This is a genomic window from Mesorhizobium sp. M6A.T.Ce.TU.002.03.1.1 (genome assembly GCF_003997275.1).
In the GTDB taxonomy this organism is placed as follows: Bacteria; Pseudomonadota; Alphaproteobacteria; order Rhizobiales; family Rhizobiaceae; genus Mesorhizobium; species Mesorhizobium mediterraneum.
In genome coordinates this window covers 1-21,938 of sequence record NZ_RZTI01000100.1, presented here as the reverse complement: position 1 = coordinate 21,938, position 21,938 = coordinate 1, and the positions used below count along the sequence as shown (strand labels likewise).

26 protein-coding genes and 1 pseudogene are annotated in these 21,938 nt (G+C 63.4%); 14 read left to right on the top strand and 13 right to left on the bottom strand.

The window, feature by feature from the left end:
* Positions 1–221: pseudogene (locus EOC93_RS24370) on the top strand (beta-ketoacyl-[acyl-carrier-protein] synthase II); the annotation flags it as partial.
* A 41-nt stretch (positions 222–262) separates the two neighbouring features.
* Here EOC93_RS24370 and EOC93_RS24365 read toward each other — a convergent pair.
* Positions 263–694 (bottom strand): helix-turn-helix domain-containing protein, encoded by a 432-nt coding sequence (locus EOC93_RS24365; protein WP_206072938.1) that lies wholly within the window; start codon positions 692–694, stop codon positions 263–265.
* A gap of 88 nt (positions 695–782) precedes the next feature.
* Between EOC93_RS24365 and EOC93_RS24360 the strand changes: the two genes are divergently transcribed.
* Positions 783–1,241, top strand: a complete 459-nt coding sequence (locus EOC93_RS24360) for a hypothetical protein (RefSeq protein WP_245461527.1) — start codon at positions 783–785, stop codon at positions 1,239–1,241.
* 94 nt (positions 1,242–1,335) lie between these two features.
* Entirely contained in the window at positions 1,336–2,151 is an 816-nt protein-coding gene (locus tag EOC93_RS24355; protein WP_127205873.1) for an oxidoreductase, read from the top strand.
* A 118-nt stretch (positions 2,152–2,269) separates the two neighbouring features.
* Here the strand turns inward: EOC93_RS24355 and EOC93_RS24350 are convergent, their stop codons facing one another.
* Entirely contained in the window at positions 2,270–2,884 is a 615-nt protein-coding gene (locus tag EOC93_RS24350; RefSeq protein WP_127205872.1) for an NAD(P)H-dependent oxidoreductase, read from the bottom strand.
* Between the two features lie 79 nt (positions 2,885–2,963).
* Between EOC93_RS24350 and EOC93_RS24345 the strand changes: the two genes are divergently transcribed.
* Complete coding sequence (locus EOC93_RS24345) at positions 2,964–3,596, top strand: helix-turn-helix domain-containing protein (protein ID WP_127205871.1); 633 nt, start codon at positions 2,964–2,966, stop codon at positions 3,594–3,596.
* Positions 3,597–3,754: 158 nt separating this feature from the next.
* Positions 3,755–4,192, top strand: coding sequence for a VOC family protein (locus EOC93_RS24340; RefSeq protein WP_127205870.1), 438 nt, complete (start codon positions 3,755–3,757; stop codon positions 4,190–4,192).
* 76 nt (positions 4,193–4,268) lie between these two features.
* Here EOC93_RS24340 and EOC93_RS24335 read toward each other — a convergent pair whose 3' ends face one another.
* The 6 genes from EOC93_RS24335 to hemC form a co-directional block, all read right to left on the bottom strand.
* Entirely contained in the window at positions 4,269–4,985 is a 717-nt protein-coding gene (locus EOC93_RS24335; RefSeq protein WP_126104377.1) for a glutamine amidotransferase, read from the bottom strand.
* 11 nt (positions 4,986–4,996) lie between these two features.
* Positions 4,997–5,476, bottom strand: a complete 480-nt coding sequence (locus EOC93_RS24330) for a TerB family tellurite resistance protein (protein WP_127205869.1) — start codon at positions 5,474–5,476, stop codon at positions 4,997–4,999.
* Positions 5,477–5,521: 45 nt separating this feature from the next.
* Positions 5,522–7,123 carry a heme biosynthesis protein HemY gene (locus EOC93_RS24325; protein WP_127205868.1) on the bottom strand — a complete coding sequence of 534 codons (1,602 nt, stop codon included), beginning with the start codon at positions 7,121–7,123 and terminating at the stop codon, positions 5,522–5,524.
* Positions 7,124–7,133: 10 nt separating this feature from the next.
* Entirely contained in the window at positions 7,134–8,606 is a 1,473-nt protein-coding gene (locus tag EOC93_RS24320) for a COG4223 family protein (protein ID WP_127205867.1), read from the bottom strand.
* 91 nt (positions 8,607–8,697) lie between these two features.
* Positions 8,698–9,414: a uroporphyrinogen-III synthase gene (locus EOC93_RS24315; RefSeq protein ID WP_127205866.1), complete on the bottom strand. Its 717-nt coding sequence runs from the start codon at positions 9,412–9,414 to the stop codon at positions 8,698–8,700.
* 1 nt (position 9,415) lies between these two features.
* Positions 9,416–10,342, bottom strand: coding sequence for a hydroxymethylbilane synthase (hemC, locus tag EOC93_RS24310; RefSeq protein WP_127205865.1), 927 nt, complete (start codon positions 10,340–10,342; stop codon positions 9,416–9,418).
* Between the two features lie 109 nt (positions 10,343–10,451).
* On the opposite strand from hemC, the gene tsaD reads away from it, so the two are divergent.
* The 6 genes from tsaD (at position 10,452) to EOC93_RS24280 (ending at position 14,700) form a co-directional block, all read left to right on the top strand.
* Positions 10,452–11,540 carry a tRNA (adenosine(37)-N6)-threonylcarbamoyltransferase complex transferase subunit TsaD gene (tsaD, locus tag EOC93_RS24305; RefSeq protein WP_095484934.1) on the top strand — a complete coding sequence of 363 codons (1,089 nt, stop codon included), beginning with the start codon at positions 10,452–10,454 and terminating at the stop codon, positions 11,538–11,540.
* A complete protein-coding gene (locus tag EOC93_RS24300) occupies positions 11,537–12,547 on the top strand; it encodes an NAD(P)H-dependent glycerol-3-phosphate dehydrogenase (protein ID WP_127205864.1) in 1,011 nt (336 codons plus the stop codon). The genes tsaD and EOC93_RS24300 overlap by 4 nt, the downstream gene beginning before the upstream one ends.
* A 130-nt stretch (positions 12,548–12,677) precedes the next feature.
* Entirely contained in the window at positions 12,678–12,974 is a 297-nt protein-coding gene (locus EOC93_RS24295) for a YciI-like protein (protein WP_127205863.1), read from the top strand.
* Between the two features lie 127 nt (positions 12,975–13,101).
* Positions 13,102–13,527 carry an EVE domain-containing protein gene (locus EOC93_RS24290; RefSeq protein ID WP_127205862.1) on the top strand — a complete coding sequence of 142 codons (426 nt, stop codon included), beginning with the start codon at positions 13,102–13,104 and terminating at the stop codon, positions 13,525–13,527.
* Positions 13,482–14,180, top strand: coding sequence for a methyltransferase (locus EOC93_RS24285; RefSeq protein WP_206532267.1), 699 nt, complete (start codon positions 13,482–13,484; stop codon positions 14,178–14,180). Before EOC93_RS24290 ends, EOC93_RS24285 begins: the two co-directional genes overlap by 46 nt.
* Before the next feature lie 103 nt (positions 14,181–14,283).
* On the top strand, positions 14,284–14,700 hold the full coding sequence (locus EOC93_RS24280; protein ID WP_127205861.1) for a DUF1761 domain-containing protein: 417 nt from the start codon (positions 14,284–14,286) through the stop codon (positions 14,698–14,700).
* A gap of 15 nt (positions 14,701–14,715) precedes the next feature.
* On the opposite strand, the gene gcvA is transcribed toward EOC93_RS24280, so the two are convergent.
* Positions 14,716–15,636 carry a transcriptional regulator GcvA gene (gcvA, locus tag EOC93_RS24275; RefSeq protein ID WP_095484928.1) on the bottom strand — a complete coding sequence of 307 codons (921 nt, stop codon included), beginning with the start codon at positions 15,634–15,636 and terminating at the stop codon, positions 14,716–14,718.
* A gap of 164 nt (positions 15,637–15,800) precedes the next feature.
* Between gcvA and EOC93_RS24270 the strand changes: the two genes are divergently transcribed.
* Positions 15,801–16,055, top strand: coding sequence for a hypothetical protein (locus tag EOC93_RS24270; RefSeq protein WP_127205860.1), 255 nt, complete (start codon positions 15,801–15,803; stop codon positions 16,053–16,055).
* A gap of 70 nt (positions 16,056–16,125) precedes the next feature.
* Here the strand turns inward: EOC93_RS24270 and EOC93_RS24265 are convergent, their stop codons facing one another.
* On the bottom strand, positions 16,126–16,659 hold the full coding sequence (locus EOC93_RS24265) for a L,D-transpeptidase (protein ID WP_245461526.1): 534 nt from the start codon (positions 16,657–16,659) through the stop codon (positions 16,126–16,128).
* Positions 16,660–16,806: 147 nt separating this feature from the next.
* Here EOC93_RS24265 and EOC93_RS24260 point away from each other — a divergent pair, with 147 nt between their 5' ends.
* Positions 16,807–17,490: a response regulator transcription factor gene (locus tag EOC93_RS24260; protein ID WP_029349304.1), complete on the top strand. Its 684-nt coding sequence runs from the start codon at positions 16,807–16,809 to the stop codon at positions 17,488–17,490.
* Between the two features lie 229 nt (positions 17,491–17,719).
* Positions 17,720–18,175, top strand: coding sequence for a cyclic nucleotide-binding domain-containing protein (locus EOC93_RS24255; protein ID WP_127205858.1), 456 nt, complete (start codon positions 17,720–17,722; stop codon positions 18,173–18,175).
* 75 nt (positions 18,176–18,250) lie between these two features.
* Here EOC93_RS24255 and EOC93_RS24250 read toward each other — a convergent pair whose 3' ends face one another.
* The 3 genes from EOC93_RS24250 to EOC93_RS24240 form a co-directional block, all read right to left on the bottom strand.
* Complete coding sequence (locus EOC93_RS24250; RefSeq protein ID WP_127205857.1) at positions 18,251–19,057, bottom strand: exodeoxyribonuclease III; 807 nt, start codon at positions 19,055–19,057, stop codon at positions 18,251–18,253.
* A 288-nt stretch (positions 19,058–19,345) separates the two neighbouring features.
* Positions 19,346–20,029, bottom strand: coding sequence for an outer membrane lipoprotein carrier protein LolA (locus EOC93_RS24245; RefSeq protein WP_126104362.1), 684 nt, complete (start codon positions 20,027–20,029; stop codon positions 19,346–19,348).
* Between the two features lie 166 nt (positions 20,030–20,195).
* On the bottom strand, positions 20,196–21,938 hold a 1,743-nt coding region (locus EOC93_RS24240; protein WP_164759261.1), incomplete at its 5' end, for a DNA translocase FtsK.

The window sequence follows — 21,938 nt, the reverse complement described above, 5'->3', positions numbered from 1 at the left end:
TCCTGGCGCTGAGGGACCAAGTGGCGCCACCAACCCTTAATTTGAGCGCTCCGGATCCAGCGGGCGACGGGATCGACTTCGTCGCAAACCAAGCCCGGCCGATGGGAATGGACTACGCGATCTCCAACGGCTTCGGCTTCGGAGGCGTCAATGCCAGCGCGCTATTCCGGCGCTGGACGGACCAGCTGGCCGGCGCAAGCATCGCAGAGTCCGGTGATTGACTTCCGACCGCCTGGCAGCCCGGCGCTTGCGATCGCGGATGCTATTCGGGTGTTGCAACGCGAATCGGGCGGGTGCCGATCTTTGCCCCTGTGACGGCATCCACGGCCACCGGCTCGATTTCTTCTCCTGTCTCTGCGTCGACGTATCGCGCCAACCTGCCTTCGCCGCGGTACTGGCGTCCCCACGCACCCAGTAAGATGAGCACCGGCAAGAAATCGCGTCCGGCCGCCGTCAGCACATACTCATCGCGCGGAGGCCGCTCCGAGTAGCGCCGCTTTTCCAGAAGTCCCTCTTCCGTCAGCGTCGCCAGCCGCCGGGTCAGAATGGTGGGAGCGATGCCCAGACTTTTCCGGAATTCGTCAAAGCGCGTGAGGCCCAGGCTCGCGTCGCGAAGGATCAGCATGCTCCACGCATCGCCGACGCAGGTGAGGCCGCGGGCGATCGGGCAAAAGGCATCGGAAAGATTTTTCATGTTAATATCATTTTGATAGTGACTTAATATCGAAATGATAGTAACATCTTTTTGAAATGCAATCCAGCACAAAGAAGGAGTGACCCTCATGAACAGGACCAACCCGGAATTTAACCGTCAGAGCGCGCAACCGATGCATCATGTCGCCGCCGGCCAGCCGAGATCGGCGCCATCCAAACGGAGCCTCGCGATGATCAACCTTATTGGTGGCGTGGCGGCATTCTTCCTGGCCGCGTCCCCGTTGCATGCCGGTGAGCTGTCGGCCATGGCCGGGGAGAGTATCGATCTCGGCGGTTTTCGCGGCGTCGTACACTACACCGACGAAAATGACGGCTATCGGGTGATCGCAACGATAGCGGAAGGAGAGACCGGGATTCCCTTGCGCTTCTCAGCCACTCTCGCCGAAGGGCAGTCGGCTACGATATCCGTGCCGCGGAAATTGGGCGAGCCTGAGCAAAACCTCGAGATTTCGCGCTCCGGCGACAAGCTTACCGTCACCGAGGTGGGATCAGTGTCCAACCAGCAAACTGGGGCCATTGCCGAGTAATGGCCCTCATCGGATCGCCGGGGCGGGCGCCACATCTCCATTTGTGCGCACGCCTGCAGCCGGCAATCGAACACAAAGAAAGGAAGTGATTTCCATGAACAAGACCAATCTTGGCGTCGCCCTGGTGACGGGGGCATCCACCGGCATCGGGCACGCAACGGCCAAGGCCCTGCAGAACGCGGGCTTTCGCGTGTTCGGAACCAGCCGTCGTGCGGTGGCCGAACGATCCGACGGCGTTACCATGCTGACCTGCGACGTCACCGATGACGCGTCCGTTGCGAAACTGGTCGATGACGTGTTGGCTGAAGCCGGGCGTATCGACCTGCTCGTCAACAATGCCGGCGTCGGCCTGCTCGGAGGCGCAGAGGAGTCCTCGACCGTCCAGGCTCAGGCGCTGTTCGACGTGAACGTCTTCGGCGTTCTCCGCGTGACCAACGCAGTCCTGCCGACAATGCGCCGTCAAGGGAAGGGCAGAATCGTCAATTTGAGTTCTGTGCTGGGTTTGATCCCAGCACCCTATTCCGCGCTCTATGCGTCGACCAAACATGCCATCGAGGGCTATTCCGAATCGCTCGACCACGAACTGCGCCCTCTCGGAATTCGAGTCGTGTTGGTCGAGCCCGCCTATACCCGCACGTCATTTGAAGAAAATCTCACCAGGCCGGACCAGTTGCTTGAAATCTATGATGCTGCGCGCGCTGGCATGGATGTGATCCTGCGCAAAGCGATGGAAACAGGTGATGCTCCCGAAATTGTAGCCGGGACGGTCTTGAAAGCCGCAACCGATTCCGTTCCGAGGAGGCGCTATGCGGCGGGAAAAATGGCACGCCAGGTCAGTTTCCTGCGCCGTTTCGTCCCCGCATCCGCATTCGACAAAAGCCTGCGAAAGCAGAACGGCCTGCCGGTCTGACGTCAACGACATCCTGCTTCGGTCGAACCGGCAGGAGTCGTAGGCTCGCTTCAGGCGGCACTGATCCAGGCACGGGGGCCGCGAATGCCGGGGCATGTGCTGCCGGTGCGCTACGCGGTCATGCTGCCTCCGCGCCTCGCGCGGATGCCTTGAAGAGGTTGCCGCCGATGGCGCGCGCGGCGCCGAAATGAGAGGCTGGATCCTGCGTCTCCGAGCCGAGCAGGAGCTCGGACGTCACGACGGACGCGCCACAGTAATCGAAGATGCCATGGTCGATCTGCGTCTTCATGGCTCCGAAATAGCCGTGCCGCGCATAGGTTCGCAGGTTGGCGCCTCCGATGGCAACCAGATGAACCCGGAGGTGGCGAAGCCTCTTCACCAGTTTGGCGTCTGGGCCTTCATCGTAAGCCCAGCCATTTGCGAATACCCGATCGATCCATCCCTTGAGAAGCCCCGGCATCGACCACCAGTAGACGGGATAGACCAGCACAAGGGCATCGGCGCGATCAATCCTCGCTTGCTCGGCGGCAACGTCGGCCGCGGGCGGCGTCTCCCTGCGATGGACGGCGAGATCAGTCGCAGTGAACCTCGGATCGAAGCCTTCCGCCGCAAGGTCCGCAATTTCGAAGGAATTGCCGGGATCGGACAGGGACACACCCTCGGCGACATGCCTGGCGACGCTATGGCTGAGCGAGCTGGGATCGGGATGCGCGATAACGATGAGCGCGTGCATATCGAAAACTCCTGCTGGTTGGTTGCGGCCGAAGGGTCTAGCTTATATACTCTTAGTAAGCTACTTTTGGTATATAGCCATGTCAAGCGCCGAAATGAGTGGTCAGGCTTCCCATCCGCGACCGCGTCGCCGGCTGTCGCGAGAGGAACGGCATCGGCAACTTCTGGACGTCGCATGGCGGTTGATTGGGGAAGAAGGAACGGAAGCCCTGACGCTCGGACGGCTGGCCGAGCAGTCGGCTGTTACAAAACCCGTCGTTTACGACCATTTCGGCACGCGGTCCGGGCTGCTGGCGGCGCTCTATCGGGAATTCGACGCGCGTCAGAATGCGCTCATGGACGCCGCGCTTCAGGCGAGCGAACCGACCTTGGCGGGCAGAGCCGCGGTTATCGCGTCCTCCTATGTCGACTGCGTGCTTCTCCAAGGCCGCGAGATACCCGGTGTCATCGCTGCGCTGGCCGGTTCGCCTGAGCTTGAAAGGATCAAGCGCGACTGCGAGACGGCGTTCATCGAGAGGTGCCGGATTGCGCTTGCCCCATTCGCCGGAACTGATGCTGTCGCTTCAGCGGGCCTCTGGGCGATGCTCGGCGCAGCCGAGGCCCTGTCCTATGCTGCCGCGACCGCAGAAATCACGGCCGCGCAAGCGCGGGACGAACTCTTCGAAACAATCGTCGCAATGGTCGCCAGAAGCGCACGCCCCGGCATACGCTAGGCCGTAGACACATAACCCTTTAATCCAGTAGCGAAGTGCAAAATCCCTCAGATCAACCAGCGACGCATCACAAGGCTCCCTCCCAGAGCCCTGAATGCTCACCCGGCAAGCAGTTTTATGAGTTTACGGCCTAGGATGACACCTTGTAGATTGGACACATGGCGCTCAAACGGATGGACAACGTAGGAATCGTCGTCGATGACCTCGGAGGGACGATTGATTTCTTTCGCGAGTTCGGCCTCGAGCTCGAAGGGCGGGGCACGATCGAAGGAGAATGGGCCGGACCTGTCACTGGACTGGGCGATCAGCGCGTCGAGATTGCCATGATGCGCACGCCGGACGGCCACGGCCGGCTCGAGCTATCCCGCTTCCTCACGCCGCCTGCCGTCGCGGATCACCGCAACGCCCCGGTTAATGCTCTAGGCTATCTCCGCGTCATGTTCGCCGTGGACAACATTGACGAGACGCTTGAAAGGCTCCGCAATCGCGGCGCGCAGCTCGTAGGCGAAGTAGTCCAGTATAAAGACGCGTATCGGCTCTGCTACATCCGCGGGCCTGAAGGGCTTCTCATCGGACTCGCCCAAGAACTCAGCTGAGCGCAATACGACGACAATGACGAAGGGCGACCAATGTCAGCGTGCGTGTCTCACAAAAGTCCGTTGTTGGATTGGATTAGGACAGCGCGGGCTTGCCGAAGATCGTCTGCAGGAATTCGCCGAGCCAGCGCTTCAGATGCATGTCCCAGATCAGCCGGCCACCTAGATGATCGCGGCCGGGCTGCGCGCCGGGCAACTCGAAGCGGTGCGCGCCGCGAACGACCCAGCGCTGCATCATCGCCCGGGTCAATTCGCCATGGAACTGGATGCCCCAGGCATTGTCGCCATAACGAAAGGCCTGGTTGGGATAGGTCTCGGCCGTCGCCAGCAGCGTCGCGTCTCGCGGCAGCGAAAAGCCCTCACGGTGAAACTGGTAGACCATGTCAGGCCAGTGCATCAGCTTCCGGCCATCCTCGGTCGCCTTCAGCGGGTACCAGCCGATCTCGACCAGCCCCTCGCCATGACCCTCGACCTTGCCGCCAAGATGATTGACCAGCATCTGCGCGCCGAGGCAGATGCCGAGCAACGGCCGGTTCTCCCTGAGCGGAACTTTCAGCCAGTCGGTCTCGCGGCGGACGAAGTCGTCCTCGTCATTGGCGCTCATCGGTCCGCCGAACACCACGGTTCCGGCATGACCGTCCAGTGTTTCCGGCAAGGCGTCGCCGAGCGGCGGGCAGCGGAGATCGAGGTCGAAGCCTTCTTCGATAAGCATGTGGCCGACGCGCCCGGGGCTTGAACTCTCCTGATGCAGCACGATCAGGATTTTTGGTCTCGGCCTCGGCGTGGATGGCATGGGGATCCCGTCTATTCGTCGCTCGACGTTCCGGTGGCGCCCGGCGCTTCGGCCGCCGCCTTGCGGCGTGCCTCGACGCGGTCGCGGCGTTCGACGCCGATCAGCTCGGCGACTCGCCAGACGATATTGTCCTCAAGTTCGTGCAATTCGCCATCGGCATAGACGATTTCCCACATCAGGCCGATGAAGGCTTTTCGCGCGTCCGCATCGAGCTGGCCCTTCAACACGCTGGTGAAGGCGTAGAGGTCGATCGCCTCATTGTCGGCCCGCTCGCCAGCGGCGGCCAGCGCGTCGAGCTCGTCGCCGCTGATCGAATAGCTTTCCGCCAGCACCGCCTTGAAGCGCTCCCATTCGGCATCCTGACGCACGCCGTCGGCACTCATCACATGGTAGAGAAGGGCGGATGCGGCAACGCGCGGATCATCGGCGTTGTTGCGGGCGCTGCCACCTGCCGGCAGGTCCTTCAGAAACGACAGAACACGTTCGAACATGTGATTCTTACTTCCCATCGGCCAAAACTATCAAGCTCAGCCAGATCAAAACAATCGAAACTTGCGTGGTGATTTTTGGTCTTCGTCGTCCGGATCGACGCCGGGATCGTCGGGCAGCCGGGCCAGTTCCTCCGCCGGTTCGACAGCTTCGGCATCCGGCGGCAGCGCGGCAAAGGTCGTGGCGGTGACCGGCGCAACCTGGTCTTCGTCACTTTCCGATGCCATCGCGGTGGTCGGTCTTTCGGCCGAAACAGCGGGGTTCAGCTCGATCACATTTTCCTTTGCCGGCTTGATTGGCGCCGCAATGGTCGGCACCGTGGCATCCGCCGCGTCCTCATTACTGTCGATGAGCTGACCGAGCCGCTCCATCGGTGCCCGCCATTCGAAGGCGTCGAGCCTGCCGGTGATCGGCGACACCGGCGCCCATCGTTCGGAGACGAGGCCGTCGGCAACCCAGGCCGGATCGCGCGGTGCACGCACCGCCTTGGACAGAAGCTGCCGCACCTTGCCCTGATCGCCGGTCTCGGCCTCCTCGATGTCGGCCAGAAGCAGATAGGCGCCTTCGCGGCGATCCATGCGAATGGCTGCCTCGGCCTCCTGGCGGGCGGTCTTGTAATCTTGCGCATCGAGCGCGGCGCGCGCCACCGTCAGCGAGGATTCGGCGTGGTTCTTCTTCATCTCCTGCAGCTTCTTCGCCCGGTTCAGACGGTCGAGGACAGCATCGGCAGGCCGGGCGTGGGTGTAAAGCTCGGCGATCTCCGGATGCGGCTCGGCTTTCCACGCCGCTTCGAGGATCTTCGCGCCCTTGCGCACATCGTTCTGCCTGAACAGCAGTTTGGCTGCGACGACCGCCGCCGGCGCGAAATCCGGCCGCAGTCGATTGGCCTCGAGAGCAGCGGTTTTGGCGGCATTGGGATCGCTGTCGATCAGCGCCTGCGCCTTGGCGGTGAGCAGCACAGCGCGGCGCCGGTTGGCGGCGTCGCGCTCGATCTGGCGCGTCGATTTCTGCGCCTCGACCAATTTCAGCGCGCTGTCCCAGTCGCCGCGCCCGGTCAGGTCTTCCAGCGTCGATTCGGCGGCCCAGGCCAGCTGCGGCGCCATCGCCGCGGCGCGGCCGGCATAGTGGCGCGCCGCGTTGCGATCGCCGAGGCGTTCGGCCTCGAGATAAAGCCCGCGCAGGCCAAGCAGCCGCATTTCGGGATCGTCGAGCATGGTCTCGAACTTTTCGCGGGCGCCCTCGTGGTCGCCTTCGAGCAGCGAGGCTTGCGCCTCCAGCAGCTGGATCAACGGCTCCTGGTCAGAGCGGATCAGCTTTGCCGCTTCCTTGGTCTTCTTGCGGGCGAGTGCTCCGTCACCGGCGCCGGCGGCGATCATGCCGGTCGATAGCGCCTGATAGCCACGGTCGCGGCGGCGCACGCGGAAATAGCGCGAGATGGTGTAGGGGCTGTTCCACAGTGACTTGATCAGCCACCAGACGATCATCACCGCGGCAACCACGGCGACGACCGCCACCGCCGCCACCATCAGGCTGACCTGATACTGATAGCCGCTGAAGGTGACGACCATCTCGCCCGGCCGGTCGGCCAGCCAGGCGAAACCCAGCCCGAGCGCGAAAACGACGGCGAGGAAAAGCAGAATGCGAATCATCGGGTTTTCCTCACGCCTTCATCGCACCAGCGATCAACGCGTCGACCTGTGTCTCGACCTCGATCCGCGCCTTCAGTTTGCCGGCAAAGTCGGCGCCGGCGGCCTTCACCGCCTCGGGCAGTGTATCGTATTCACTGAGCGCCTTGGCGTAGTCGCCCTGGCTGACCGCCACCTCCATGCGCGCGACGGTTTCCGGTGCGCCGGCGCCTTCGACGGCACCGATCGGCCTGACTTTGACCAGTGATTCGGCGCTCGACAAAAGGTTCTGCAGGAAGCCGGCATTCTGGTCGACGGGCTCGGTGGCAGCGACCATGGCATTGGCCGCGGCGGGCACTTCGGCGGCGATCTCGGCACGTGTCGAAACGCCCTTTTCGGCGTAGGGACGCAAGGTTGCGATCTCCGGTGCGCCCGGTGAAATCGCCGCAAACGTTTCGAGCTCGGCGGCGAACGGCGCACCGCCGTCGACTGCTGCCTTCAGCGCCGAAGCGGCGATGGCGAGCGCGATCTTCGGCTGTCCCGCCTGTGCCTCGACCTTGCCGGAAAGCTGCGACACTGACTGTTCCAGCGCCGCAAGCCGGCCTTCCTGCGCCGATGCCGCCTCACCGGCGGATTTCACCGCCGCGTCGAGCCCGGCCAGCTTTTCGTTGAGCGGCCCGAGATCGACCGGCGCCGTATTGCCTGCCTGACCAAGGGCAGCAACAGTCGTCTCGATCTGCCTGACTTTGTCGCCAAGGGCAGCAAGCCCGGCAGTGTCGCCGGCCCCACCCTGCTCGACCGCCGATTTAAGCGCCGCGACATCCGTCTTGACCTGATCCAGGGCCGACGACAACCCGTCCACCTTGGCCGACGCATCATTGTTGCCGGCTGTGTCCTTGAGCCCGGCAATCTCGCTCTTCAGCGAAGCGATTTCGCCATTGACGCCATCGAGCGACACGCCGCCCGAACCCGGCGCGCCGAGCAGGCCGGCAAACTGCAGCCCTCCGGCGGCGGCGAGCGCGATGACGCCGCCGACAATGCCGGCAGCGATGCCGTTGATGCCGCCACGCCTCGGCTGTGCTGCCATGCCTTCATCCCCTGCCTGGGCTTCCTTCGGCGCTCCTTTGGCCCCCATCCCGCTGGCTTTGGCAGATGCGTCGTCGAAGCTGTAGTCGAAGGCCCGTTTCGCCGATGCGTCTGAGCCGGCCGGATAAGTCGGTTTGGGTCCTTCAGGACCTTTGGTGCCGCCCTCTGCCGGCTCTTCCGGACCGGCGGGCGGGGCCGCATCGGCATGTTCCCACGGCTCGATGTCGGTCTGGTCGGCATGCATGGGTTCTTCAGGCGCACCCGGCTGCGACGCGTTCGCCGCCTCCTCCGCTTTCGCCTCGTCGGTCCGCCCGTTGGCGGCATTCTCGTCGGCAACGCGCGAGACGGCCCCGGGTTCGAGCTCGATGGTCACAGGCTCGCGACGGCTTTTCGAATGCCGCATCTTCGGCGTCTTGACCATGCTTGGGCTCCGCAAAATTCGCTTCGGGATGGTTCAGAAAGGGTCTAGCACATCACCAAGCGGTGAAAAGGGGCGGCGTGATGACACGGGGTCAACGCCACGTCCGCAAAAGTTCCAGCAACGCCTCCTCGCTGGGCTCCGGCGCAACCCGGAGCTTTTCTGAGGCGACAGCCTCCAAGGCTGCGGCGATACGTCCGGACAGGACGAAAAACCATGTCTCTTCAAAAAGACCACGCAGCGCCGGCCGGCCAGCCAGGGCCTGCATCGCTGTCGCCGCCTTGGCCGAATAAAGAAGCACCGCTTCAACCGGCTGGCCGGACAGGCATGCAAGGATTGCGGCGTCCGAATGGTCCAGGGTGACTGTGTCGTAGGTCTCGATGGCGCGGACGGCGACACAAGCGGCCTTCAGCCGCGCCTCGAACGCCGGAAACCGCACGCGTCCACACAGATAGATGATCGTCTTTGCCATGAAGCCGCCGGCAAGCGCATCCGCCAGCGCCTCGGCATCGCCGGGGCCTTCGCTGACGGACAAGAATCCCGCAGCGCGGGCCGCTTCTGCCGTCCTTCTGCCGACGGCATGGCAGGGCAAAGCGGCGAGCGCCGCGATAATTTCCCTCGGCGCATGGCGCACGGCATTGGCGCTGGTGACCGCAACGGCCACGACATTGTTTGCGACCCCCTCCACGTCGACGGGCAGAGCCACCGTTTCGGTCAATGGCAGCGGGATCGGCTTAAACCCCCGGTCCTCAAGCCGCCGCATTGTGCGCGAGGCGCCCGGTTCCGGCCTCGTCACCAGGACGCGAACCATGTCAGGCCCAGCCGTCGAAGAATTTTTCGCCGGCCTTGGCCCGCACGGTCCTGGCAGCTTCGTTGCCGATGCGGGCGGCATCTTGCGCCGGGCCTTCCGCCTCGACCTCATGTGATTGCGTGCCGTCCGGCGAGATGATCAGCCCAGCGAAGAAGACGGTTCCGTTGGCGATGACCGCATGGCCGGCGATCGGCGTGCGGCACGACCCGTCGAGCGCCGCCAGGAAGGCGCGCTCGCAGGCCAGAGCCTGTCCGGTCGGCACGTCATGGATTGCCGTCAGCATCCTTTCCACATCGCGGTCGCCGATACGGCTTTCGATGCAGATGGCACCTTGCCCGGGCGCCGGCGGAAAGGTGTCGAGCGGCATCAGGTCGGTGACGACATGCTCCAGGGCAAGCCGCTTCAGCCCGGCATAGGCGAGGATGGTGCCGTCGGCGATGCCCTCGTCGAGCTTGCGCAGCCGCGTCTGCACATTGCCGCGGAACATCACCACGTCGAGGTCCGGCCGCATGCGCCGAATCAATGCCTGACGCCTGAGCGACGACGAGCCGACCTTCGCGCCCTGCGGCAGTCCGGCGATTGTCTTCGCCGCTTTGCCGACGAAAGCGTCGCGGGCATCCTCGCGCGGCAGGAAGGCGGACAGCTCCAGCCCGTCGGGCAACACCGTCGGCATGTCTTTCGACGAATGCACGGCGATGTCGATACGGCGCGCCAGCAGCGCTTCCTCGATCTCCTTGGTGAACAGCCCTTTGCCGCCGGCTTCCGACAGCGGCCGGTCCTGGATGCGGTCGCCACTGGTCGAGATGACAACCACCTCGAACGCCTCAACCGGCATGCCATGCGCGGCCATTAGCCGCGCCTGCGTTTCATGCGCCTGCGCCAGCGCCAGCGGGCTGCCGCGTGTTCCGATTTTCAAGGTTGTTTGCATGGCGCGCGGTCCGTGATAACCCGGCCAGAACATTTCAGGCGAGGGCTTTGCCGGGCCTTCTCCTACCGGGGAAAGCCCGGTTGTACAATCTTCTAGGGACAGCGACGAATTGATCCGCGTTCTGGGCATTGAGACGAGTTGCGACGAGACCGCCGCCAGCGTGGTGACGCTGGATGGCGGCGGCGCACCCAAAATCCTGTCCGATATCGTGCTCAGCCAGATCGAGGAGCATGCCGCCTTCGGCGGCGTCGTGCCGGAAATCGCCGCACGTGCCCATGTCGAGGCGCTGGACGGCATCATCGAGGCAGCGCTGGCCGATTCGGGCGTCGATCTCGCCGACATCGACGCGATCGCCGCGACCGCCGGCCCCGGCCTCGTCGGCGGGCTGATCGTCGGCCTGATGACGGCGAAAGCCATTGCCGCGGCCGCAAACAAGCCGCTGATCGCCATCAACCACCTCGAAGGCCACGCGCTGACCGCGCGGCTGACAGACGGTCTCGATTTTCCCTACCTGTTGCTGCTGGTGTCCGGCGGTCACACGCAGATCGTCGCCGTGCGTGGCGTCGGCGACTATCAGCGCTGGGCGACAACCATCGACGATGCGCTCGGCGAAGCCTTCGATAAGACGGCCAAGATGCTTGGCCTGCCCTATCCCGGCGGACCGAATGTCGAGAAGGTGGCGGCGACCGGCGACGCCACGCGCTTCGCCTTCCCGCGGCCGATGAAGGGCTCGGCGCAGCCCGATTTCTCCTTTTCCGGGTTGAAGACCGCCGTGCGCCAGGCAGCGACGGCCATCGCCCCATTGAGCGACCAGGACGTCGCCGACATCTGCGCCTCATTCCAGGCGGCAGTGGCGGATGCGCTGGATGATCGTGTTTCGAGAGCGCTGAACCGATTCCGTCAGGAGTTTCCAGGCGAGGCGAAACCTGCGCTCGTTGTCGCCGGCGGTGTCGCTGCCAACCGGACGATCAAGGCGACGCTGGAAGCCTTGTGCGAAAAAGCCGGCTTTGCTTTCGTCGCGCCGCCGCTCAAACTCTGCACCGACAATGCGGCGATGATCGCCTGGGCCGGCATCGAGCGGCTGCGCGCCGGCATCGCGGGTGAAAACACCGCCGATTTCGTGCCGCGCTCGCGCTGGCCGCTGGACAGCATCTCCGCCCCGATGGTCGGCTCGGGCCGGCGTGGAGCCAAGGCATGACCGGCGGCGAGGACAGGGCGCCAAGCGGCTGGCGCGTCGCGGTGCTTGGCGGCGGCGCCTGGGGCACGGCGCTGGCGCTGGCCATGCTGCGAGCCGGTCATTTCGTCCGCCTCTATGCGCGCGACCCGGAGACCGTCGCCGCGATCGACCGTGGCGAAAATCCGCGCTATCTGCCGGGCATCGCGCTCCAGGCCGGTATCGTGGCAACGAGCGACATCGAGGCCGCGCTCGACGGCGCCGACTGCGTGCTGGCGGTGGCGCCGGCGCAGTCGCTGCGCGCCATGCTGGCGACCGCGAAGACCCATATGCCGAAAGACGTCCCGCTGGTCCTCTGCGCCAAGGGCATCGAGCGCGACACTGGCGCGCTGCTGTCGGCGATAGTCGAAGAGATTCTGCCTGAAAACCCGGTTGCCGCCCTGTCCGGCCCGAGCTTCGCCACCGACGTTGCCAGGGGCCTGCCGACGGCCGTGGTGGTCGCGGCCCGCAACGAGGGTCTGGCGGCCGATCTTGCCGCCCGCTTCTCCGCGCAGAACCTGCGCTGCTATTCGAGCGACGATCTCATCGGCGTCGAGATCGGTGGCGCGCTGAAGAACGTCTTCGCCATTGCCGCCGGCGCGGTCACCGGCGCCGGGCTCGGCGCCAGCGCCCAGGCCGCCATGGTGACGCGCGGCTTTGTCGAATTGCGTCGCATCGGTGCTGCGTTCGGCGCCAGACCGGAAACGCTGATGGGGCTTTCCGGCCTCGGCGACCTGCTGCTCACCTGCTCGTCCGCCCAGTCGCGCAATTTCGCCTACGGGCTGGCGCTGGGGCAAGGCAAGCCGCTTGCCGGGCTGCCCTTGGCCGAAGGCGTGCCGACGGCAGCGATCGCCGCCCGCATCGCCGCCGAGCGTCGGATCGACGCGCCAATCATCACCGCCGTCGCCGCCATATTGGACGGCACGATCACCATTCGCCAGGCTGTGTCGGCGCTGATGACAAGGCCGCTGAAGACCGAAACCGATGTTTAGAGCGACGTGCGTCCGCTTGGACGCACAAAGTACGCTCTAACAACTTTGAACCTGCGCATCGTGCTTTCCGAAAATCGATTCCGATTTTCGGGCCGATGCGATAAATCTCGAACAATCCGGAGATCGAAAAATGCTGTTTGCGTTGATTTGCAAGGACAAGCCTGAAAACCTGCAGGTGCGGCTCGATACGCGGCCCGAGCATATTGCCTTCCTGGAAAGATTGAACGGCGAGAAGAAGCTGGCCTTCGCCGGTCCGTTCCTCGACGCCGACGGCAAGCCGAACGGCAGCCTCGTCGTGGTCGAGGCGCCCGATCTGGCCGCGGCACAAGCCCTGTCGGCGGCAGACCCCTACGCCAAGGCCGGGCTGTTCGAAAGCGTCGAAATCAGGCAATGGAACTGGACCTTCAACAAGCCGGCGAGCGCATGACCCCGAAAATCGGAATCGATTTTCGCTGGGGATCATGCGCAAAATCAAAGTGCTGCAGCGTCCTTTGCGCGTCTGAAAGACGCGCGGCGCTGTAGCTGATTTCCAGCCTTCAGGAGGAGCAAAAACGATGAACTACTGGCTGTTCAAATCGGAACCCTCGGTCTTCTCCTTCGAAGCGCTGAAGGCGAAGGGCAAGGCCGGCACGCAATGGGACGGCGTGCGCAACTATGCGGCGCGCAACAACATGAAGGCGATGCAGATCGGCGATCTCGGCTTCTTCTACCATTCCAACGACGGGCTCGACGTGGTCGGCATCGCCGAGGTCTGCGCGCTGGCCCATCAGGACAGCACTACCGACGATCCGCGTTGGGAATGCGTCGATATTCGCGCCGTCAAGGATATGCCGGAGCCGGTGACACTGGAACAGGCCAAAGCCAATCCCAAGCTTGCCGAGATGGCACTGGTCCGCCTCGGACGGCTTTCCGTGCAGCCGGTGACGCCGGCCGAATGGAAAGAGGTCTGCCGCATGGGCGGCCTGACGCCGGCGCCGTGACGGCGCTGGCGCCGAACAGCGCGAAAAACTTTATCCTCGACAACACGACGCTGATGGCGCCGCCGCATGTGCCGGAGATCCTGCTGCATCTGGCCGACGAGGCGCATGATCTGTGGCAGCGGACCGAGGACGAACTGGCCGAAATCGGCCTGCCACCGCCCTTCTGGGCCTTCGCCTGGGCTGGCGGCCAGGGCCTTGCCCGCTATATCCTCGACAATCCGTCTGATGTGCACGGCAAGCGCGTTCTGGACTTTGCCTCCGGTTCCGGCCTTGTCGCCATTGCCGCAGCGAAAGCCGGCGCGGCGGAGGTGATCGCCGCCGACATCGACCCGTTCTGCGCGACCGCGATCCGCCTCAACGCCGAGGCCAATAATGTCCGGATCAAATTCCTCGGCTCGGATTGCATCGGAACCAATGCGGGCTGGGATGTGGTTCTGGCCGGCGACGTCTTCTACGACAGATCCTTTGCCGACAGGCTGATGCCGTGGTTCGCAACACTGAAGTCGCGCGGCGCCGACATCCTCGTTGGCGATCCCGGCCGCTCCTATCTGCCGAAGACCGGGTTGGAACCGCTTGCCGTCTACGAAGTGGCGGTGACCCGGGCGCTGGAGGATTCCCTGGTCAAGCGCACGACCGTCTGGCGCTTTGCTTGACGACACGGCCGAACGGGCGTTCCATCACGCATCGATTTTGAGTCATGTCGTTGTCCCAAAACCGCTGGGCGCTTTTGGCGACATGCTTCCGGGGAGGGAAATCATGGATTTTTCAGCAGTGAACTGGCTGGCGGTGATCATCGCCGCCGTAGTGGCGTGGTTGTTCGGCGCTGCCTGGTACATAGGCTTGAGCAAGCCCTGGCTCAAGGCCGCCAAGCTTGATCCGGCGACCATGAGCAAATCGCCGTTGCCCTTCGTCATCAGCTTCATCGCGGAAATTGTCATGGCGCTCGTCATGTCCCTGGTCATCGGAGCGATGACCGGCGGCGAACCGAGCCTCGTTGCCGGGCTGGTCTTCGGCTTCGTCCTCTGGCTGGGATTCGTCGCCACGACGCTTTCCGTCAATCATCGTTACGAAGGTTTCGGCTGGGACCTGACCATCATAGACTGCGGCCACTGGCTTGGCGTGCTGCTCATCATTGGCGCGGTGATCGGCTGGTTTGGAACAGCGGCGGCTTGAGCTAAGGATCGATCGTCAGGTCGGCGTCTTCGCGACTTCGTCGAGAAGCCATTCGCGAAAGGCGACGATGCGCGGGTCGTGCGCCGCGCTTTTTGGATACACCAGGAAATAGGCGAATTCGGGCGCAACCTTGATGCCCAGCTCAAACGGTCGCACCAGCCTGCCCTCGGAAAGGTCGTTTGCCACCATGGCGAAATCGGCGAGCGCGACGGCATTGCCGTCGAGCGCAGCCTGTACGACATCTGAAGACGTGCCGAAGACCATCGTTCGGCTGTCGTCGAAATCGTCGACGCCCGCCGCTGCCATCCACATGCGCCAATTCGGCCATGTCACACCCTGGCGCGCCCACTCGATGTGGGCAAGCGTGTGGTGAAACAGGTCGCGCGGCTCCTTCAGCGGCGGCCCCGCCCGCAGCAACGCAGGACTGCAGACAGGAATGATGACGTTTTCGAACAGCCGGTCGGCGCAAAGTCCCGGATACTTCCCGGCACCGAAGCGGATGCCGATATCGACATCGTCGAGATCGAAATCGCGCACCTCATAGCTGATGTCGAAACGGAGCTCGATGTCGGGCTGATGCTTGCGAAACCCGTCGACGCGGCGCATCAGCCATTTTGTCGCGAACTGTGCGTCGAGGGTCACTTTCAGCAGCGCCGTTCCACGCGCCACTTTGTGCGCTCGTGAGACGGCTCGGCCAAGCAGGTCGAGCGCGTCGGTCGCGGCCTCGAACAGCACCGCGCCCGCTTCGGTCAGCCGGATGGTGCGGCTGGTGCGCGTGAACAGCACGATGCCGAGCTGATCCTCGATTTCCTTGATCTGGTGGCTGACCGCGGCCGGCGTCAGGCCGAGCTCGTCTGCGGCGCGGGTGAAATTGAGGTGCCGGGCCGCCGCTTCCAGCGTCCTCAGTGCACGGGTTCCAGGCAGCAGGCGCGCCATCAGCGCGGAATGATTTTTGGCAGGATCATTGCCCTTGATCCACAAATTAAACTTGATGATCTGGAAAAAACTACTCGTTTCCCTCTTAGATTTCAATCCGGCATGATGTGACCATCGATAAACTATCAAACCGGATTTGATGTCCGGATGGAACGGATCACGTCATGTCACACATTGCTTTGAAGTCTCCAGCTGCCGGACCAACCTGGCTGCGCGCAGCAGTTGAATGGTTCCACGACGCGAGAATCGCGATCAACCTCCCGCAAGAGCCCGGCCTGCCGCGTGAAAATGTCGAGGACCTCTCGGACCGCCAACTGCGCGACATCGGCGCCGAGCGGAAGGATGTCGCCCGCGCCATGGACCAGGAACTAGGCCGGCTCGGCCTGCTCGACATCGGCTGGCAGAAGCCGAAACGGTAGGGGAGTAAGGGAGTAGGGGAAAGAGAGCACCTACTGCCCTACTGCCCTACTGCCCTACTGCCCTACTGCCCTATCGTACCACTTTCATCACCGTCCGGTCCGACAGCAGCGGCAACAGCCGGGCCATCGTGCGTGCCGTCACCGCGACGCAGCCTTGCGTCGGCGTGAAGCCGGGGCGCGCCAGGTGGAAGAAGATCGCGCTGCCGCGCCCGCGGCGGCGCGGCGCAATGTTCCAGTCCAGCACCAGACAGGCGTCATAAAGCCGGTCGGCGCGCAGCATCCGCTCGTGGCTGGCGCCATAGGGAATCCTGACCGGGCGGTTATAGTTGCGGTCCTCAGGCACCTCGCACCAGCCGAGATCTGGGCCGATCGGCGCCATCGCCAGCCGGGTTTTGCGGCCCTCGGAAAAATGATCGTTACGGAAATATCCCGACAGGATCCGCATCGAGCCAAGCGGCGTGGCGCCGTCGCCTTCGCGCTTGCCGGCCGATATGCCGGCGCGTCCCAGCGCACATGAAAACACCAGTTTGCCAGCCTGCAGGAACCCCTGACTGGCGTGGCCGGGCCTGGCGCGCACCGTGAGAACACGGAGCCCTTTTCGCAAAAATGCGCTCGCCTCATTGCACGCGCGTTTTTTCTTGTATGATCGTGCCACGGAACAAATCACTGTGATCGGCTGTTGTGCCGGTCAGCTTCCGCATAAACAGGCAGCGGTCAACTGAATTTTCTTTTCAAAACAACGGATTGATCCATGACTTCACGCACCATTCTGATCGTCGATGACGATGACGACCTGCGCGGCACGCTCGTCGAGCAATTGTCTCTCTATGAGGAATTCGACGTCCTGCAGGAATCAACCGCCGCCAAAGGCGTCGCCACGGCCCGTGGCGGCCTCATCGATCTGCTCATCATGGATGTCGGCCTGCCCGACATGGATGGCCGGGAGGCAGTGAAGATACTGCGCAAGGGCGGCTACAAGTCGCCCATCATCATGCTGACTGGACACGACACCGATTCCGACACGATTCTCGGCCTCGAAGCCGGCGCCAACGACTATGTGACCAAGCCGTTCCGCTTCGCGGTTCTCTTGGCCCGCATCCGTGCGCAGCTTCGCCAGCATGAGCAGAGCGAAGACGCCACCTTTTCGGTCGGCCCGTACACTTTCAAGCCCAGCCAGAAGCTTCTGATCGACCAGCGCGGCGCCAAGGTGCGGCTGACCGAAAAGGAGGCCTCGATCATCAAGTATCTCTACCGCGCCGACCAGAAGGTGGTGACGCGCGACGTGCTGCTCGAGGAAGTGTGGGGCTACAATTCCGGCGTCACCACGCACACGCTGGAAACCCATGTCTATCGGCTGCGCCAGAAGATCGAGCGCGATCCTTCCAATGCGGAAATTCTTGTGACAGAAAGCGGCGGCTACAAGCTGGTTCCTTAAACATTTAATTATCCAATGAGCGGTCGGGGCGGGGCCGCTTTCGGGCACGATCCTGAGACTGGAGGTGGTTCTGGATCGGACTCGCTGATGCATCGGCCCAAAAATCGGAATCGATTTTTTGGAAAGCACGGTGCGTCGATTTCAAGCGTTTAGAGCGTCCTTTGCGCGCCCAAAGGGACGCTCGGCGCCTAAGGGAGGGATTGGACTGACCGTTCGGGGACATAGCTAGATGGCGTTGGATGACGACATCCGCATCCTGTCCACCGTGAGGCTCTTCGAGGGCTTCACGGACGAACAGTTGCGTCTGCTCGCCTTTGGCGCGGAAACCACAAGGCTGCAGGCCGACCACAAGCTTTACCGCGAGGACGACGAGGCCGATTGCGCCTATATCGTGGTCAGCGGGCGCATCGTGCTGTATCGCGAGCAGAATGGCGACCGCGTCCCGATAGGCACGGCCGGCCCCGGCACGACGCTCAGCGAACTGGCGCTGATCGCCGACACCAACCGGCTGACCAGCGCATCCGCCGAGATCGATTCGGAAGTGCTGCGGCTCAGCCGCAAGATGTTCCGCCGCATCCTGGAGGAATATCCCGATATCGCGGTCCATCTGCACCAGCGCATTTCGGAGGATTTTCAGGCAATGATCCGCCGCATCGAAGAGCTGGCGTCGCGCTTCGACGACTGAGTGAGCAACGGTAGTACGGAACTTCTGAAACGCCGGCGGGACAGAGGGGGGACGCGCTACAGGCGGCAGTCCGCACTACTCTAAATCGAAGCGCGCGATCACCGGCACATGGTCCGACGGCCGTTCCCAGCCGCGCGCCAGCCGCAGGATCTCATAGCCGGCAAAGCTCGGCACCAGATTGGGCGACGACCAGACATGGTCGAGCCGCCGGCCGCGATCCGACGCTTCCCAGTCCTGCGCGCGATAGCTCCACCAAGTGTAGAGCTTCTGCTCATAAGGCACGTTGAGCCGCATCAGGTCGACCCAGTCGCCGGCGAGCCGCATCGCCTCGAAATTTTCTGTCTCGACCGGCGTATGGCTGACCACTTTCAAGAGCTGCTTGTGCGACCAGACATCGTGCTCGAGCGGCGCGATGTTGAGGTCGCCGACCAGGATCGAGCCGGAGACCTCGTCATGCTCAGCGCGGATGGCGTTCATTTCGGCGACGAAATCCAGCTTGTGCCTGAATTTGCGGTTGATCTCCGGGTCGGGCTCGTCGCCGCCGGCCGGAACGTAGAAATTGTGCAGCAGGATCGCCTTGCCGCCGGCCCGGACGGTGACCGACAGATGCCGGCAATCCTCGATCTCGCAGAAGCGGCGCTTTTCGACGATCTCGATCGGCCGCCGGGCCACCGTCGCCACGCCGTGATAGCCCTTCTGGCCGTGGAAGGCGATGTGCTCGTAGCCGAGCTTGCGGAACGCCTTCTCGGGGAACAATTCGTCCGGAACTTTGGTTTCCTGCAGGCAGAGCACATCTGGTGCCTGTTCTCTAAGCAGGCGTTCGACGATCGGCATGCGCAGGCGGACGGAATTGATGTTCCAAGTGGCGATGGAAAAGGGCATGCACAGGATCCGGGGCAGCACATGGCCGCCAGAGGCAAACGCCTTTGGCGAGTCATGCGCCCATGAGAGAGTCGGGCCAGAACCTGCCAGCCGCGAGCCTCAAAAACAAGCCGGGCCGCGCTCGAAGCGCTGCCCGGGCTGGCACCAGGGTTCGCTGAGATTCAGGTCAGGCCGAGTCGAGAATGGCGGATTCCGAGAACCGGAGCGGAGCGTACTTAAAGTACGTGAGCACCGGAAGCGCAGGAAACCGCCGTTCGCAGGCCGGCCTCACCTGAAAAACAGCGGACCCTACCGCGACTTGGTGTTGAGCTCGCGGTTGGCCGTATAGTCGATGGCAAAAGTGTCGGGGGCGAAGCTTACGCCTTCCCTGACGTTGAAGATCATCACCGTCGTGTCCTTGCCTTGCGCGTCGGTGATCGTCCACTGGCGCAATTCGTAGGATTTCGGATCGAACATCATGGTGATCTTCGAGCTGCCGAACACGGATTTGTCGGCAAGCTGGATGGTGGTGACGTCGTTCTCTTCCTTGACGCTTTTGACGCGGCCGCCGGAGAGGTCGATCTTGGTGTCGAGGAGCAGCTTGAGCGGCGTCTTCGACAACGGGTAGAGATCGGACGTTTTCAGCCGCTTGTTGAGGATGACCACCGACCTGCCGTCGGAAATCACCCTGAAATTCGACGTCCCGTCATAGTTGAAGCGGATCTTGCCCGGCCGTTCCAGAAAGAACTTGCCGCCGGTCTGCTCGCCCTTGGGTCCGAACTGCACGAACTCGCCGGCCATCGATTTGACCGAGGAAAAATGGTCGGCGATCTTCTGCGCGGTGGCTGGCACCGCCGCTTGCGCCGACGCCAGCAACTGGACCCCGGGCACGACATTGATGGCCGCAGCACCTGCCAGGACCAGGCCGAGGCCAAGCAACTGGCGGCGGGTCGGGGCAAAATCGCTGATCGTGGCGAAAGAAGAGTTTTTCATGCCGGTCACTCTCGTCTGGTTTATCTGTTGTCGCAGTGTTTGGCCCCCCAGTTGGGCTTAAGTTTGGCGGGCGAACAGCGCTTGGTCGTTGCAACGCGCCAAAAGGTTCAAAGTTGCCGCCCGTCTAGGTTGTGGCGGGCAGGTCTGCCGGTTGTTGCCGGCCTGATCAGAACTTGTCGTCCTCCGTCGGCACCAGAATCTCGCGTTTTCCGGCATGGTTGGCCGGGCCGACAATGCCTTCCTTCTCCATCTTCTCGATGATCGAGGCGGCGCGGTTGTAGCCGATGCCGAGCCGGCGCTGGATGTAGCTGGTCGAGGCCTTGCCGTCGCGCAGCACCACCGAAACCGCCTGATCGTAGGGATCGTCGGAATCCTCGAAATTGCCGCTGCCACCGCCGCCGGAGCTACCTTTGCCCGACGGCTCGTCTTCCTCGTCGTCATCCTCGGTGATGGCGTCGAGATATTCCGGCACGCCCTGCAGCTTCAGATGCGCGACGATCTTCTCGACCTCGTCATCGGAAACGAAGGGACCGTGGACGCGCTGGATGCGGCCGCCACCGGCCATGTAAAGCATGTCGCCCATGCCGAGCAGCTGTTCGGCGCCCTGCTCGCCCAGGATGGTGCGGCTGTCGATCTTCGACGTCACCTGGAAGGAAATGCGGGTCGGGAAGTTGGCCTTGATCGTGCCGGTGATGACGTCGACCGACGGCCGCTGTGTCGCCATGATGACGTGGATGCCGGCGGCACGCGCCATCTGCGCCAGGCGCTGCACTGCGCCTTCGATGTCCTTGCCGGCGACCATCATCAGGTCGGCCATCTCATCGATGATGACGACGATGTAGGGCATCGGCTCGAGATCGAGGTTTTCCGTCTCATAAATGGCTTCGCCGGTCTGCCGGTCGAAACCGGTCTGCACGGTGCGCGAAATCTTCTCGCCTTTCTTCTCCGCCTGCTGCACCCGCGCATTGAAACCGTCGATGTTGCGGACGCCGACCTTCGACATCTTGCGGTAGCGGTCCTCCATCTCGCGCACGGTCCATTTCAGCGCCACCACCGCCTTCTTCGGGTCGGTGACGACAGGCGTCAAAAGATGCGGGATGCCGTCATAGACCGAGAGCTCCAGCATTTTCGGATCGATCATGATCAGTCGGCAGTCCTGAGGCGTCAGCCGGTAGAGCAGCGACAGGATCATGGTGTTGATGGCGACCGACTTGCCCGAACCGGTGGTGCCGGCGACCAGCACGTGCGGCATCTTGGCGATGTCGACGATGACCGCTTCGCCATTGATGGTCTTGCCGAGCGCCAGTGCCAGCTTGGCTTTGGTGGTCTCGAAATCGCGGCTGGCCATGATCTCCCTGAGATAGACGGTCTCGCGCTTGGCGTTCGGCAGCTCGATGCCGATGGCGTTGCGGCCGGGCACCACGGCGACGCGGCAGGCGATCGCGCTCATCGAGCGGGCGATGTCGTCGGACAGGCCGATGACCCGCGACGATTTGATGCCGGGCGCCGGCTCCAGCTCATAAAGCGTGACGACCGGACCGGGACGGACATGGATGATCTCGCCCTTGACGCCGAAATCCTCCAGCACGCCCTCGAGCAAGCGGGCATTCTGCTCCAGCGCGTCCTTGGACAGGCTGGCGTCGCGCACGACGTTCTTCGGCTCGGACAGGAAATGCAGCGACGGCATTTCGAATGTTTCGGAGCCGATCAGCGACGTCTGCGCTTCGCGCTGGACACGAGCGCCCGGAACGGGCCGGGGCGCCGGCGCCTCGACGCGTGTGGCCGCATCGGAGCGGAACGGCTGCACCTTCGCATTGGGCGCGGCGCGGCGCTGGCCCGCGGGCTCCGGCGCAAAATCCATGGCGTCGTCCTCGTCGAAGACATCGGCATCGTCGGGATCGAGCGAGGC

Coding starts and splice junctions, on each gene's coding strand:
- EOC93_RS24285 (WP_206532267.1), top strand. CDS start 13,482: ATGGAAAGAGGTCTGCCGCATGGGCGGCCTGACGCCGGCGCCGTGACG.
- hemC (WP_127205865.1), bottom strand. CDS start 10,342: ATGCAAACAACCTTGAAAATCGGAACACGCGGCAGCCCGCTGGCGCTG.
- EOC93_RS24325 (WP_127205868.1), bottom strand. CDS start 7,123: ATGATTCGCATTCTGCTTTTCCTCGCCGTCGTTTTCGCGCTCGGGCTG.
- EOC93_RS24255 (WP_127205858.1), top strand. CDS start 17,720: ATGGCGTTGGATGACGACATCCGCATCCTGTCCACCGTGAGGCTCTTC.
- EOC93_RS24300 (WP_127205864.1), top strand. CDS start 11,537: ATGACCGGCGGCGAGGACAGGGCGCCAAGCGGCTGGCGCGTCGCGGTG.
- EOC93_RS24245 (WP_126104362.1), bottom strand. CDS start 20,029: ATGAAAAACTCTTCTTTCGCCACGATCAGCGATTTTGCCCCGACCCGC.
- EOC93_RS24270 (WP_127205860.1), top strand. CDS start 15,801: ATGTCACACATTGCTTTGAAGTCTCCAGCTGCCGGACCAACCTGGCTG.
- EOC93_RS24250 (WP_127205857.1), bottom strand. CDS start 19,057: ATGCCCTTTTCCATCGCCACTTGGAACATCAATTCCGTCCGCCTGCGC.
- EOC93_RS24260 (WP_029349304.1), top strand. CDS start 16,807: ATGACTTCACGCACCATTCTGATCGTCGATGACGATGACGACCTGCGC.
- EOC93_RS24355 (WP_127205873.1), top strand. CDS start 1,336: ATGAACAAGACCAATCTTGGCGTCGCCCTGGTGACGGGGGCATCCACC.
- gcvA (WP_095484928.1), bottom strand. CDS start 15,636: ATGGCGCGCCTGCTGCCTGGAACCCGTGCACTGAGGACGCTGGAAGCG.
- EOC93_RS24315 (WP_127205866.1), bottom strand. CDS start 9,414: ATGGTTCGCGTCCTGGTGACGAGGCCGGAACCGGGCGCCTCGCGCACA.
- EOC93_RS24345 (WP_127205871.1), top strand. CDS start 2,964: ATGTCAAGCGCCGAAATGAGTGGTCAGGCTTCCCATCCGCGACCGCGT.
- EOC93_RS24350 (WP_127205872.1), bottom strand. CDS start 2,884: ATGCACGCGCTCATCGTTATCGCGCATCCCGATCCCAGCTCGCTCAGC.
- EOC93_RS24280 (WP_127205861.1), top strand. CDS start 14,284: ATGGATTTTTCAGCAGTGAACTGGCTGGCGGTGATCATCGCCGCCGTA.
- EOC93_RS24360 (WP_245461527.1), top strand. CDS start 783: ATGAACAGGACCAACCCGGAATTTAACCGTCAGAGCGCGCAACCGATG.
- EOC93_RS24365 (WP_206072938.1), bottom strand. CDS start 694: ATGAAAAATCTTTCCGATGCCTTTTGCCCGATCGCCCGCGGCCTCACC.
- EOC93_RS24295 (WP_127205863.1), top strand. CDS start 12,678: ATGCTGTTTGCGTTGATTTGCAAGGACAAGCCTGAAAACCTGCAGGTG.
- EOC93_RS24330 (WP_127205869.1), bottom strand. CDS start 5,476: ATGTTCGAACGTGTTCTGTCGTTTCTGAAGGACCTGCCGGCAGGTGGC.
- EOC93_RS24335 (WP_126104377.1), bottom strand. CDS start 4,985: ATGCCATCCACGCCGAGGCCGAGACCAAAAATCCTGATCGTGCTGCAT.
- EOC93_RS24320 (WP_127205867.1), bottom strand. CDS start 8,606: ATGGTCAAGACGCCGAAGATGCGGCATTCGAAAAGCCGTCGCGAGCCT.
- EOC93_RS24340 (WP_127205870.1), top strand. CDS start 3,755: ATGGCGCTCAAACGGATGGACAACGTAGGAATCGTCGTCGATGACCTC.
- EOC93_RS24290 (WP_127205862.1), top strand. CDS start 13,102: ATGAACTACTGGCTGTTCAAATCGGAACCCTCGGTCTTCTCCTTCGAA.